The following is a 13,539-nucleotide window of genomic DNA, read 5'->3' as shown; positions in this document are numbered from 1 at the left end:
CTAGTTAGTCCTATTTGGAGAGAAAAGTCGGACGGTCAGAGGTGGCTGCCGTGGTCGTGGTCGACGGGGCGAGCAGCAGATCGCTCTCCCGCTCCTGTTCCAGCATCCGCCGCAGCGGGCCGTCGGCCGCCGCGAGCTCGGCGTAGCTCCCGCGCTGCACGGTGCGGCCGCGGTCCAGGACCACGACCTCGTCGACGGCGTCGAGACCGCGCAGCCGGTGGGTGATGAGGACGGTGGTGCGGCCCTCGGTGACCCGCAGCAGGTCGTCGGTGAGCGCGTCGGCCGTCGCCAGGTCCAGGTGCTCGGCCGGCTCGTCGAGGACCAGGACCGGGAAGTCGGCGAGCAGCGCCCGGGCGAGCGCGAGCCGCTGCCGCTGCCCGCCGGAGAGCCGGGAGCCGTGCTCGCCGACGAGCGTGTCGAGCCCGTCGGGCAGCGCGTCCACCCACTCCAGGAGCCGCGCCCGGCGCAGCGCCTCGCGCAGCTCGGCGTCGTCCGCTCCGGTCCTGGCGAGCCGCAGGTTCTCGCGCAGTGTGCTGTCGAAGAGGTGCGCGTCCTGCGCGCACAGGCCGACGAGCCGGCGCACGGCGTCGCCGTCGAGCTCCGCCGCGTCGGCTCCGCCGATCCGGTACGTGCCGGACTCGGCGTCCAGGAAGCGAAGCAGCACCTGCGCGAGCGTGGTCTTGCCGGAGCCGGACGCGCCGACCACGGCGACCCGGCGCCCGGCCGGGAGGGTGAGCGCGAAGTCGGCCAGGGCCGGCCGGTCCTGCCCGGCGTGCCGCGCGGAGAGCCCGGCCAGTTCCAGCGGGAACGGACTCGCCGGGGGAGTGGCGGGCGTCGCCGGCTCGTGTACGGGCACGGGCGCGTCGAGCACGTCGAGCACCCGCTCGGCGCTGCGCCGCACCCGCTGGCGGTACTGCACGGCGAGCGGCAGTCCGTTGACGGCCTCGAAGGCGGCCAGCGGGGTGAGCACCACGACGGCGAGCGCGACGCCGTCGAGGCGGCCGTCGCGGACCCCCTGCACGCCGACGAGCGCGGCGGCGGCGACGGTGAGGCCGCCGACCAGGGCCGAGAGCCCGGCACCCAGGGCGGTGGCGGCGGACTGCCGGGAGGCGATGCCGGTGAGGGTACGGTCGGCCCGCCCGGCGCGCGCCAGGCGGGCGTCCAGGGCGCCGGCCACGGTGAGTTCGGCGCAGCCGCGCAGCAGGTCGACAACGGCGGTGGTGAGCAGACCGCGCGCGGGCGCCAGTTGCCGCTCGGCCCGCCGGGCGAGCGCGCCGCCGGCCATCGGGGCGAGGACGCCGGCGACCAGCAGGCCGGCGGCGAGCACCGCCCCGGCCTCGGGCAGCAGCCAGGCGAGGAACCCGACCGACCCGGCGCCGACGACGACGGCCGCGCCCGCGGGCAGCAGCCAGCGCAGCCAGTAGTCCTGGAGCGCGTCCACGTCCTGCACGAGCCGGGCGAGCAGATCGCCGCGCCGGGTGCGGCGCAGTCCGGCCGGGGCGATCCGCTCGAGCCGCCGGTAGACCGCGACCCGGAGGTCGGCGAGCATCCGCAGCACGGCGTCGTGCGACACCAGCCGCTCCGCGTACCGGAACACGGCCCGCCCGATACCGAAGGCGCGGGTCGCGGTGACCGCGACCATCAGATAGAGCACCGGCGGCTGCTCGGAGGCCCGCGAGATCAGCCACCCGGACACCGCCATCAGCCCCACGGCCGACCCCAGCGCCAGACTCCCGAGCCCCAGCGCCAGCCCCATCCGCCCCCTGAACCGCCCGGCCATCCCCCGCACCCGCCGGAAGACGGACCACGCGCCGTTCACCGCGGCTTCGGCCGCCGCCGGGGCGCCCGACGCGGGAGCGCTGTCCGGGACGGCGGCACCCGGCTCCGCCCGGACGAGACCCTCGGCCCTCGTGGCGGTCGCGGGAGCGCCGTCCGGCAGCAGCCCGGCCACCTGCGGATGCCCCACGGCACCGGCACCGCCCACAGCCTCCGCCGCCCCGCCCGCGCCCTCGTCCGCCCGCACCGCCGGGGCCAGGTGGACCACGCGGTCGGCGACGGCGAGGAGGGCGGGGCGGTGGACGACCAGGAGGACGGTGCGGGTGGTGGAGAGGCGGCGGACGGCGTCGACGACGGCCGCCTCGGTCTCGCCGTCGAGCGCGGCGGTCGGCTCGTCGAGCAGCAGGACCGGCCGGTCGGCGAGGAAGGCCCGGGCCAGGGCCAGGCGCTGGCGCTGGCCGGCCGAGAGGCCGGCACCGTCCTCGCCGAGGGCGGTGTCCGCGCCGTCGGGCAGTTCGGCGACGAACGCGTCGGCGCCCGCGTCGCCGAGCGCCTGCCGTACCGCCTCGTCGGAGGCGTCGGGCCGGGCGAGCCGTACGTTCTCGGCGATCGTCCCGGCGAAGAGACAGGGCCGCTGCGGCACCCAGGCGATCCGGGAGCGCCACTGCTCCAGGTCGAGGGAGGCCAGGTCCTGGCCGCCGATCCGGACGGTGCCCTCCTCGGGGGCGGTGAAGCCGAGCACCACGTCGAGCAGGGTGGACTTGCCGACACCGCTCGGCCCGACCAGGGCCACGGTCTCGCCGGGCTCCACGGTGAGGGAGGCGGCGTCCAGGGAGGGCGCGGCGCGCCCCGGGTGCCGGACGGTGACCCGGTCGAGCTCCAGGCGTACCGACGCGGGCACCGCCCCCGTACCGCCGGCCGGCAGCGGGCTTTCGACGACCTCGAAGATCTCCTCGGCGGCGGCGAGCCCCTCGGCGGCCGCGTGGTACTGCGTGCCCACCTGCCGCAGCGGCAGATACGCCTCGGGCGCGAGGACCAGGATGACGAGCCCGGTGTAGAGGTCGAGGTCGCCGTGGACCAGCCGCATGCCGATCGCGACCGCGACCAGCGCGACCGACAGGGTCGAGAGCAGCTCCAGGGCGAAGGAGGAGAGGAACGCGATCCGCAGCGTCCGCATGGTCGCCCGCCGGTAGTCGGCGGTGATCGCCCGGATGTTCTCGGCCTGGGCCTTGGCCCGGCCGAACACCTTCAGCGTGGGCAGGCCGGCCACCACGTCCAGGAAGTGGCCGGAGAGCCGGGACAGCAGCTTCCACTGCCGGTCCATCCGGGCCTGGGTGTACCAGCCGATGAGGATCATGAAGACCGGGATCAGCGGCAGGGTCACCACGATGATCGCCGCCGAGATCCAGTCCTCGGTGACGATCCGGGCGAGCACCGCCACCGGCACCACGACCGCGAGCCCCAACTGGGGCAGATAGCGGGCGAAGTAGTCGTCCAGGGCGTCCACGCCCCGGGTCGCGAGCGCGGCCAGCGAACCGGCCTTCTGCCCGCCGAGCCAGCCAGGGCCGAGCCGCGCGGCCCGCTCGAGCAGCCGGCCGCGCAGTTCGGACTTGACCGCCGCGCTCGCCCGGTGGGCCGCGAGCTCGGTGAGCCAGGAGACCAGCGCCCGCCCGACCGCCACCGCGGCGAGCAGCAGCAGGGGCGTGCCGAGCCCGGAGACCGACAGACCCTTCTGGAAGGCCCCCACCACGACCTCGGCGATGAGCATCGCCTGGCCGACGATCAGGGCCGCCCCGACCAGGCCGAGACCGACCACCGCGAGCAGGAACAACCGGGTGGCCCGTGCGTAGCGCATCAGACGCGGATCGATCGGTTTCACGTGAAACATGCTCCCCGGTGAGCGGTGGCTGGTGTGCGGTGGCTAGTGGGCCGGTTCCGCGCCGTGCTGCGTAGCGATGTGCTGCGTACCGATCCGCTTGCGGAACACCCAGTAGGTCCAGCTCTGATAGAGCAGCACCAGCGGGGTCGCCACGGCCGCGCACCACGTCATGATCTTGAGCGTGTACGGGCTCGACGAGGCGTTGGTGACGGTCAGGCTCCACGCCGGGTCGAGCGACGACGGCATGACGTTCGGGAAGAGCGCCAGGAAGAGCATGGCCACCGCGGCCGCGATCGTGACACCGGAGAGCGCGAACGACCAGCCCTCGCGCCCGGCCCGGATCGCGCCGATCGCACCGACCAGGGACACCACCGCGACCAGCATCGCGGCCAGGCTCCAGGCGTCGCCCGTGTCCAGCTGGGTCCAGCCGAGGAAGCCGAGCGCGAGCACCGCCGTGACCAGACCCAGCTTCAGCGCGAGCGCACGGGCCCGGACCCGGATGTCCCCCACCGTCTTGAGCGAGGCGAACACCGCGCCGTGGAAGGTGAAGAGGGTCAGCGTGACCAGACCGCCGAGCAGCGCGTACGGGTTGAGCAGGTCCCAGAAGTTCCCGACGTACTCGAGGCTGCCGCCGACCTTCTCGATCCTCACTCCGCGCACGATGTTGCCGAAGGCCACGCCCCAGAGGAACGCGGGGACGAGCGAGGTCCAGAAGATGGCCTGCTCCCAGTTGCGCTGCCAGTTCTCCTCCGGCCGCTTCGCCCGGTACTCGAAGGCGACACCGCGCACGATGAGGCAGACCAGGATGAGCAGCAGCGGCAGGTAGAAGCCGGAGAACAGGGTCGCGTACCACTCGGGGAAGGCGGCGAAGGTCGCGCCGCCCGCCGTGAGCAGCCACACCTCGTTGCCGTCCCAGACCGGGCCGATGGTGTTGATGAGGACCCGCTTCTCGGCCCGGTCGCGGGCGAGCAGCTTGGTCAGGACACCGACCCCGAAGTCGAAGCCCTCCAGGAAGAAGTAGCCGGTCCAGAGGACGGCGATGAGTACGAACCAGACGTCGTGGAGTTCCATTGCCTCGGTCTCCTGAGCCTCAATACGAGAAGGCCATGGGGCGGTCGGCGTCGCGGTCCCCGCCGATCCGGGTGGGCGGGTGGAGGTCGTCCTCGGTGAGCTCCGGCGGGCCGGCCTTCACGTACTTGACGAGCAGCTTGACCTCGATCACGGCGAGGACGGCGTAGAGCAGGGTGAAGACGATCATCGAGGTGAGCACCTCGCCCTGGGAGACCCCGGGGGAGACGGCGTCACGGGTGCGCAGCACGCCGTAGACCACCCACGGCTGACGGCCCATCTCGGTGAAGATCCAGCCCCAGGAGTTGGCGATCAGCGGGAAGAGCATGGTCCACAGGGCGACGATCCAGTACCACTTGCCCAGGCGGGGGCTGAGCGCCTTCCGCCGGAACAGGACCAGATGCGGCACCTCGTCCTCGCCGGTCCGCAGCCCCGGCGCCAGCATGAACTTCTTGCGGGTCAGCCAGAGTCCGACGACGCCGACGGCCAGGGACGCCATGCCGAAGCCGATCATCCAGCGGAAGCCCCAGTAGGCGACCGGGATGTTGGGCCGGTAGTCGCCGGGCCCGAAGCGCTCCTGCTCCGCCTTGTTGACGTCGTTGATGCCGGGGACGTACGAGCTGAAGTCGTCGTTCGCGAGGAAGGACAGCAGGCCCGGGATCTCTATGGCGACCTTGTTGTGGCCCTTCTCGACGTCGCCGTAGGCGAAGACGGAGAACGGAGCCGGCGCCTCGCCGTCCCACAGGGCCTCGGCGGCGGCCATCTTCATCGGCTGCTGCTTGAACATGACCTTGCCGAGCAGGTCTCCGCTGATCGCGGTGCCGAGACCGGCGATGATCAGCGTGATCAGGCCGAGCCGCAGCGAGGTCCGCATCACCGCGACGTGCTTCTTGCGCGCCAGGTGGAAGGCGGCGATGCCGACCATGAAGGCGCCGCCGACCAGGAAGGCCGCGGTGATGGTGTGGAAGAACTGGGTGAGGGCGGTGTTCTGGGTGAGCACGTGCCAGAAGTCGGTGAGCTCGGCCCGTCCCCGCTCGGCGTTGATCCTGTAGCCGACCGGGTGCTGCATCCAGGAGTTGGCGGCCAGGATGAAGTACGCGGACAGAACGGTGCCGATCGACACCATCCAGATGCAGGCGAGGTGGATCTTCTTGGGGAGCTTGTCCCAGCCGAAGATCCACAGACCGATGAAGGTCGACTCGAAGAAGAAGGCGATCAGGGCCTCGAAGGCCAGCGGAGCGCCGAAGATGTCACCGACGAAGCGCGAGTAGTCGGACCAGTTCATGCCGAACTGGAACTCCTGCACGATGCCGGTGACGACACCCATCGCGATGTTGATCAGGAAGAGCTTGCCCCAGAACTTCGTCGCCTTGAGGTACTTCTCCTTCTCGGTGCGCACCCAGGCCGTCTGGAGACCGGCGGTGAGGGCGGCGAGGGAGATCGTCAGCGGTACGAAGAGGAAGTGGTAGACGGTCGTGATGCCGAACTGCCAGCGCGCCAGAGTCTCCGGCGCCAACGCTAGATCCACGTCGTCTCTCCTTACATCGCCGTGGTCACAACGGCAGTTTGCCCCTTTGATCCGACCCATTTCGGGAGGAACAGGGACACGCTTGTGAACGCGTTCACATTCACAAGCATTATGGCTCATACGAAATCCGTACGTACAGGCGGGGTCCCTATGTCGGAGGTCACCCCTTCCCAGGACCTTCAACATATTGTTGAATCCGGGCATGACCCTTCGGATACGCATCTCATGGCCCGCCGGCCACACCACCGCCACCATCGAGGAAACCCCCACGAGCAAGGCGCTCGCGGGGGCTCTCCCGATCTCCTCCACCGCCCGGACCTGGGGCGAGGAGGTCTACTTCGACACTCCGGTCTCCGTGCCGCTCGAGTCCGACGCCCGGCAGGTCGTCGCCCCGGGCACGGTGGCCTTCTGGACGGAGGGCGACGCGCTCGCCCTCCCCTACGGCCCCACGCCGATCTCACGCGGGGACGAACCGCGACTCGCGAGCCCCTGCAACATCCTGGGCGCGCTGGACGCGGACCCGCGGATTCTGGCCACCGTCAGGGACGGCGACCCGATCCGCGTCGAACTCGTGGACTGACCCGCCGGCTCAGCCGTCCTTGCGGAAGCCCTCCGCCGTCTTCAGGAACAGATCGTTCGCCTCGCACTCACCGATCGTGACGCGAACGCCCTCCCCCGCGAACGGCCGCACGACCACGCCGTGCCGCTCGCACTCCGCCGCGAAGTCCATGGTCCGCTCGCCGAGCCGCAGCCAGACGAAGTTCGCCTGGGTGTCCGGCACGGTCCAGCCCTGGGCCACGAGCCCCGCATGGACCCGCGCGCGCTCGGCCACCAGCGAGCCGACCCGCCCGAGCAGCTCGTCCTCCGCCCGCAGCGAGGCCACCGCCGCGTCCTGCGCCAGCTGGCTCACCCCGAACGGGACCGCCGTCTTGCGGAGCGCCGCCGCCACCGGCTCGTGGGCCACCGCGAAGCCCACCCGCAGGCCGGCCAGGCCGTACGCCTTCGAGAAGGTCCGCAGCACCGCCACGTTCGGCCGGTCGCGGTAGATCTCGATGCCGTCCGGTACGTCGGCGTCGCGGACGAACTCCTTGTACGCCTCGTCGAGCACCACCAGGACGTCGGAGGGCACCCGGTCCAGGAAGCGCTCCAGCTCGGCGCGGCGCACCGCGGTGCCCGTGGGGTTGTTCGGGTTGCAGACGAAGATCAGCCGGGTCCGGTCGGTGATCGCCGCCGCCATCGCGTCGAGGTCGTGCACCTCGCCCTCGGTCAGCGGCACCCGCACCGAGGTGGCCCCGCTGATCTGCGTGATGATCGGGTACGCCTCGAAGGAGCGCCAGGCGTAGATCACCTCGTCGCCCGGGCCCGCCGTCGCCTGCAGCAGCTGCTGGGCCACGCCGACCGATCCGGTGCCGGTGGCCAGGTGCGAGACGGGCACGCCGAAGCGGTCGGCCAGCTCCTCCATCAGCCCCGTGCACGCCATGTCCGGGTAGCGGTTGAAGTTCGCGGCGGCGGCCAGCGTGCTCTCCATGACGCCGGGCAGCGGCGGATACGGGTTCTCGTTGGAGGACAGCTTGAAGGCGACCGGACCGCCCGCGGCGGCCGGCTTGCCCGGCTTGTAGGTGGGGACGCCGTCCAGCTCGGCGCGCAGCCTGGGGCCCGACGCGCTCGTCCCGCTCGTCCCGCTGGTCTCGCTCACTCTGTGTCCTCCTCGACCTTCCGTACCACCAATACTCCTCACCTTATGAGGATTCGGCTCCGCTGCGAATGGGCTGTGGACAAAAGGTCCGCCACGACCCTCGGCCCGGTCGCCCCTGTGGACAACCCAGGGGACGACCCAGGGGGGAGCGCGCGGCGGGGTGGCGCGCGCCGGTGGCGAGCGCCGTGGCGCGCATCCCCCGTAGAGGTGAGTTGAGACCTCTTCGAGACCTCGCCCCCACGCCAGGCACACGGGCACCCGGGACCCCAGGTCCCATGGCTCTGACCTGAACTTTCTTTGTTTCCAAGGCCCTTGGTGCTTTTCGATCATGCAGAAACGTGCCTGTCAACGCCTGCATATGCGACCGGCTCTACCCACCCCCATCGCCCTACTATCGGCTCGCCATGACAGCAGCAGGGAAGCACCAGGTGAGCCGGGCACAGACCCGGGGAAGCCGGCAGGGCCGAGCGGGCATCCGGGACGTGGCCGCCGCCGCCGGGGTCTCCATCACGACTGTCTCCGACGCGCTCAACGGCAAGGGCCGGCTCCCGGACGCCACCCGCCGTCACGTCCGCGAGGTCGCAGACCGGCTGGGCTACCGCCCGTCCGCGGCGGCCCGCACGCTCCGTACGGGCAAGTCGGGACTCATCGGCCTGACCGTGACCACATACGGGGATGAACCTTTCACCTTCACCGAATTCGCGTACTTCGCGGAGATGGCGAGAGCCGCCACGTCCGCCGCGCTCGCCCGCGGCTACGCCCTCGTCATCCTCCCCGCCACCTCCCGCCACGACGTCTGGTCCAACGTCGCCCTCGACGGCACCGTCGTCATCGACCCCTCCGACCACGACCCGGTGGTCACCGAACTGGTCCGCCAGGGGCTGCCCGTCGTCTCCGACGGGCGCCCCGCCGGCACCCTGCCGGTGACGGCCTGGGTCGACAACGACCACGAGGCCGCCGTCCTCGACCTGCTCGACCACCTGGCCGCGGCCGGCGCCCGCCGGATCGGCCTGCTCACCGGCACCACCACCGACACGTACACCCGCCTGTCCACCACCGCCTACCTCAACTGGTGCGAACGGGTCGGCCAGGACCCGGTCTACGAGGCCTACCCGGCGCACGACCCCTGCGCGGGGGCCGTCGCCGCCGACCGGCTGCTCGCCCGGCCGGACCGCCCGGACGCCGTGTACGGGCTCTTCGACCCCAACGGCACCGATCTGCTCGCGGCGGCCCGCCGCTACGGGCTGCGGGTCCCGGACGACCTGCTGCTCGTGTGCTGCAGCGAGTCCACGGTCTACGCGAACACCGAGCCGCCGATCACGACGCTCTCGCTCAAACCGCGCCGGATCGGCACCGCCGTCGTCCAGCTGCTCATCGACGCCATCGAGGGCATCGAGACGGACGGCCCGGTCGAGCAGGTGATACCGACGGAGCTGATCGTCCGCACCTCCTCGCAGCGCCGCTCGCCGCGGACGACGGTCAGCCCGCCGCGCTCTCCCTCGAAGGACTGACCCCGAGGGGGGAGCGGAAGGGGGGCGCGGGGAACCGGCCGCGCGCGGGGACGCGCGGCCGGAAACGGGGGTCGGGAACGGGGCGGGAACGGGGGCCGGGGTCGGGGCCAGAGGTGCGGGGCGGGGGCCGCATCTCTGGCGCGGTCCGGGGCCAAACCTCGGCGCGCCCCGGTCCCGTCCCTGGCCTGGACCTTCCCAATTCGGGCGAAACAACCGGTGAACCCGGAGTGGACCCGGATTCACCACCCCTGGTGCGTCACACAGGAGGACGCTCATTCCTATGATGGGCGGACGACACCGCGGGCCACCCCGACCAGGACCGGTCCGCGATGTGCAGGGCATCGCGACGGTGGTGGAGGGGTCGATGACACAGGGGGCCGGGCAGGAACCCGTGGTGCGCACGGCGACGTTGCGTGACTTCCGTGTACCTCCGTACGCGCGAGTGCCCGTCCAGGGCCATACGGGCGAGCCGTTCCCGGCCGAGGTCCCCGCACCCCCGGCCGCGACCACACAGGCACCCGCACCGGCGCCCGCGCCCGCCGATGCCACGCTGCACCTCGGATCCCTCGCGCCCCAGCATCCCCTGGCGAGCGCGCCCCAGGCGGCGTACGAGCCCTCCTACGGCGCTCCGGCCGGCGCCCCGGCCCCGGCGGCGCCCGCAGCCCCCTCGGCTCCCGCCGCCTCCGGCCACCCCGGCAACGCCTACCCGGACGACGCGCCGCCCGAGGGCTACACGCCGACCGAGCGCGACCTGCCGGTGATCAAGCGGACCGACACCCTCCAGGTCCCGGTCGCCACGGCGCCGCTGCCCGCCCCCGCCGCGCCCGACGGCCGCGGCCCGCTCTACGTCGTGGGCGACGTCCACGGCTACCTGGACGAGCTCCTGGAGGCGCTGCGCGCCCAGGGCCTCATCGACGAGAACGGCAGCTGGGCCGCGGGCAACGCCCGCCTGTGGTTCCTCGGCGACTTCACCGACCGCGGCCCCGACGGCATCGGGGTGATCGACCTCGTGATGCGCCTGTCCGCCGAGGCCGCCGCCGCCGGCGGCTACTGCAAGGCCCTGATGGGCAATCACGAACTGCTGCTCATCGGCGCCAAGCGGTTCGGCGACACCCCGGTCAACTCCGGCGCCGGCACCGCCACCTTCCAGGCCGCCTGGCTGCTCAACGGCGGCCAGAAGCACGACATGGACCGCCTCACGGACATGCACCTGCAGTGGATGTCCCGGCTCGACGCCGTGGTGGAGCAGGACGGACACCTGCTGCTGCACTCGGACACCACCGCGTACCTGGAGTACGGCCAGACCATCGAGGACGTCAACGACAAGGTCCACGAGATCCTCACCCGGAACGACGCGGACGAAGTCTGGGACCTCTTCCGGAAGTTCACCAAGCGCTTCGCGTTCCGTGACGAGGCGTCGGGCCCGCAGGCCGTGCAGGAGTTGCTCGGCACCTACGGCGGGCGCCGGATCGTGCACGGCCACAGCCCCATCCCGTACCTCCTCGGCCAGGTCGGCACGGAGGACGGCGAGGAGGGCGAGCGCCCGGTCGTGGACGGCCCGCACGTGTACGCGGACGGGCTCGCCATCGCGATGGACGGCGGAGTGACCATGGCCGGAAAGCTGCTGGTCGTCCAACTCCCGCTGCCCGCCTGACGCATAACACTCCGCATCCGGGGAAGTCGATTTCCCGAAACACCCTGTCACCACGTGCCGTGGCCGCCCTACCATCGGCTCATCCGTAGCAGGCTCTCCTCCGTTTCCGCCTGAACCGCCGTCCCGTCACGGTCGGTTCCGGCCCGTACGGAGCATCGGGGGATGCGAATGAACGTGGCTCCGCACCTGCTGACCGAGGACCGCGCCGAGTTCGAGCGGGTCCTCGACGACGCACTGCGCAACGCGCACGCCCACCCGGACCTCGCCGAGGCCGGGACCCGGCTCAGCACGACCCAGCTGCGCGCGATGGCCCTGAACGCGACCGCGCTCATCACCACCGCCGCCGCGACCGAGTACGACCACTTCGTGAAGGTCCGCGAGCAGACCCGCGAACAGGTGCGGGCGACCGCCGCACCGGACCCGGCCGAGACCCGGACCGGCGGCCCGGACGGAGCGGGCGTCGTCGCCGTCGTGACCGTCCTCGCCCCGCTCCTCGCGGGCACCGCGGCCGTCATCTTCCTGCTGGTCGGCGCCGTCCTGAAGATGCTGGACCCGGCCCCGGCCTTCGCCGACGCGCTGCTCACCGCAGGCCTGTTCTTCGGCTCCGTCGCCGCGGCCGGCCTGCTGTGGGCCGGGGCCGGCCTCCTCGTCACCGCGCTGCGCAACAGCGCCACCGAGGTCCCGGCCGAGGCCCCCGACGACGAGCTGACCCGCGCCCGGGCCGCCTGGCGCGCGGCGCTCCTGGAGCGGGGTGTGCTCCCGTTCCTCCGCGACGCCCTCGCCGCGACGCCGCCGCCCTCCGTACCCGAACAGACCCCGCCCCCGGCCGGCCGGATCCCCAAGGTCGGCTACAGCGGCCCGGACTTCACCAGCCCCAACGAGGGCGCCTCCGACATCCGCCCCACCTACAGCAGCCCCGACTTCACCAGCCCGGACTTCGGGTCGCCGGAGCGACAGCCCGACTAGCGGTCGGACAGAGGCCGGGGGTCAGAGGATGCCGGCCTGGCGCGCTGCCGTGATCCAGCTCGGGAACTCGGAGAGCAGCCGGTCGTAGAGCTCCGCGTCGGGGACCGTGCTGATGTCGTCGACGGCGAAGAAGCCGACGTTGTCGACGCGGCGGCCGGGCAGCGTGTCGAACCGTTCGAGCACGCCGTAGTCCGACCGCCCCAGGCCGACGAACTGCCAGAAGACCGGCTCCTCCACCGCCGCGCGCAGCTCCTGCTCGATCTCGGCGTTGCGATAGACCCCGCCGTCGGAGAAGAACAGCACCAGGGTGGGGACGGGAGCGGGGTTCTGGGCGACGTACGAGCGCACCTCGGCGATGACGCGCTGCTCCTCGTTCTGGATGCCGACCGTCCGCATGTCGACCTGGCCGGGTTCGAGACCCCTCGGCCTCTTGTTGCGGCGGAAGAGGCCCACCTGCCCGACGCGTACGTGCAGCCGCAGCCAGTCGGGGAGCTCGCCGAGCCGCAGGTCGGGCAGCCGGGCCGGCTGGGAGGCGAAGGTCCAGGCCTGCATCTCGCCGTCGTCGTCGAGCTGCGCGGCGACCGCGGCCATCCGCTCGACCACGTCGGCCACGACGCCCCGGGTGTACAGAAAGCTCATGGAACCGGAGGCGTCGAGCACGAGCACCACCCGCGCGACGACCCCCTCCGCCCCGTGCTTGCGCAGACTGACCGCGACCTGTTCCTTGCGCAGCGACAGCCGCTTGCGCATGTCCACGGGCAGCCGCTCCTCGCCCTTGGTGAGCCGCGTTCCGGCGGCCGACGCCTGCGCCGGCGCCGACGCCGGTACGGGGGCGGGCGGAGCGGCAGCGCCCGTGGCCGGCTCGTCGACCGTGATGCCGAACTCCGTGGCGAGACCGGCGAGTCCCGCCGCGTACCCCTGCCCCACGGCCCGGAACTTCCACTGCCCCTGCCGCAGATACAGCTCGCCGCAGATGAACGCCGTCTCGGTCCCGGCCGTCATCTCGAAGCGCGCCACCTCGCCCCCGGAAGCCGCGTCGAGCAGCCGCATCATCAGCCCGGGCACCTGCCCGAACGTCCCCCCGTCCGCCGACGCGCACAACACGACCCGCTCGACCCCGGCCTCCAGCGAGCCGAGATCCACCGCCAGGGTGTCCTTCATGCCACCGGCCGCACTCTGCTTCCCCAGATGCGCCACGGCCCCGGACGCATGCCGCGGCTGGTTGTAGAACACGAAGTCCCCGTCGTCCCGCACCCGCCCGCCCGACGTCAGCAGCAGCGCCGAGGCATCGACATCGGGCACCCCCGCCCCCTGGCTCCAGACGAGCTCGACGCGCAACGCCGAGGACTCCACGGCCACGTTGGCACCCTTGCTGAGGGATCTCGCTGTCATGGACTCAGTCTGCCGAGTGCACGGCCCGAATGGCTTGTTCTTGCCGTTCTTGGTGCTCCCGGCGGTGGT

9 protein-coding genes are annotated in these 13,539 nt (G+C 72.2%); 4 read left to right on the top strand and 5 right to left on the bottom strand.

Annotated features, from left to right (window positions below; all coding sequences use genetic code 11):
- Window positions 1-10 precede the first annotated feature (10 nt).
- Genes cydD through JAO84_RS18165 form a run of 3 tightly spaced genes read right to left on the bottom strand, consistent with a single transcriptional unit; the run spans window position 11 to window position 6,251 of the window.
- The gene (gene cydD, locus JAO84_RS18175) at window positions 11-3,655 is read right to left on the bottom strand and encodes a thiol reductant ABC exporter subunit CydD (RefSeq protein WP_370413817.1); all 3,645 of its coding nucleotides are present in this window, start codon (window positions 3,653-3,655) and stop codon (window positions 11-13) included.
- A gap of 42 nt (window positions 3,656-3,697) precedes the next feature.
- Window positions 3,698-4,726, bottom strand: a complete 1,029-nt coding sequence (gene cydB, locus JAO84_RS18170) for a cytochrome d ubiquinol oxidase subunit II (protein WP_370413816.1) — start codon at window positions 4,724-4,726, stop codon at window positions 3,698-3,700.
- 19 nt (window positions 4,727-4,745) lie between these two features.
- Window positions 4,746-6,251 (bottom strand): cytochrome ubiquinol oxidase subunit I, encoded by a 1,506-nt coding sequence (locus JAO84_RS18165; protein WP_370413815.1) that lies wholly within the window; start codon window positions 6,249-6,251, stop codon window positions 4,746-4,748.
- A 202-nt stretch (window positions 6,252-6,453) separates the two neighbouring features.
- Here JAO84_RS18165 and JAO84_RS18160 point away from each other — a divergent pair, with 202 nt between their 5' ends.
- Window positions 6,454-6,831, top strand: coding sequence for a cyclophilin-like fold protein (locus JAO84_RS18160; RefSeq protein WP_265861338.1), 378 nt, complete (start codon window positions 6,454-6,456; stop codon window positions 6,829-6,831).
- Window positions 6,832-6,840: 9 nt separating this feature from the next.
- On the opposite strand, the gene hisC is transcribed toward JAO84_RS18160, so the two are convergent.
- A complete protein-coding gene (gene hisC, locus JAO84_RS18155) occupies window positions 6,841-7,947 on the bottom strand; it encodes a histidinol-phosphate transaminase (RefSeq protein WP_370413814.1) in 1,107 nt (368 codons plus the stop codon).
- A 404-nt stretch (window positions 7,948-8,351) separates the two neighbouring features.
- Here hisC and JAO84_RS18150 point away from each other — a divergent pair, with 404 nt between their 5' ends.
- From JAO84_RS18150 to JAO84_RS18140, 3 genes are all read left to right on the top strand, one after another.
- Window positions 8,352-9,458, top strand: coding sequence for a LacI family DNA-binding transcriptional regulator (locus JAO84_RS18150; protein WP_046908646.1), 1,107 nt, complete (start codon window positions 8,352-8,354; stop codon window positions 9,456-9,458).
- A 364-nt stretch (window positions 9,459-9,822) separates the two neighbouring features.
- Complete coding sequence (locus tag JAO84_RS18145) at window positions 9,823-11,112, top strand: metallophosphoesterase (RefSeq protein ID WP_370413813.1); 1,290 nt, start codon at window positions 9,823-9,825, stop codon at window positions 11,110-11,112.
- 162 nt (window positions 11,113-11,274) lie between these two features.
- Entirely contained in the window at window positions 11,275-12,078 is an 804-nt protein-coding gene (locus JAO84_RS18140) for a hypothetical protein (protein ID WP_370413812.1), read from the top strand.
- Window positions 12,079-12,099: 21 nt separating this feature from the next.
- Here the strand turns inward: JAO84_RS18140 and JAO84_RS18135 are convergent, their stop codons facing one another.
- Window positions 12,100-13,470, bottom strand: a complete 1,371-nt coding sequence (locus JAO84_RS18135) for a VWA domain-containing protein (protein ID WP_370413811.1) — start codon at window positions 13,468-13,470, stop codon at window positions 12,100-12,102.
- Between the last annotated feature and the right edge of the window lie 69 nt (window positions 13,471-13,539).

The organism is Streptomyces fradiae (assembly GCF_041270065.1).
Classification (GTDB): Bacteria; Actinomycetota; Actinomycetes; order Streptomycetales; family Streptomycetaceae; genus Streptomyces.
The sequence above is the reverse complement of the archived record's forward strand: the minus strand, read 5'-3'. Positions and strand labels throughout refer to the sequence as shown.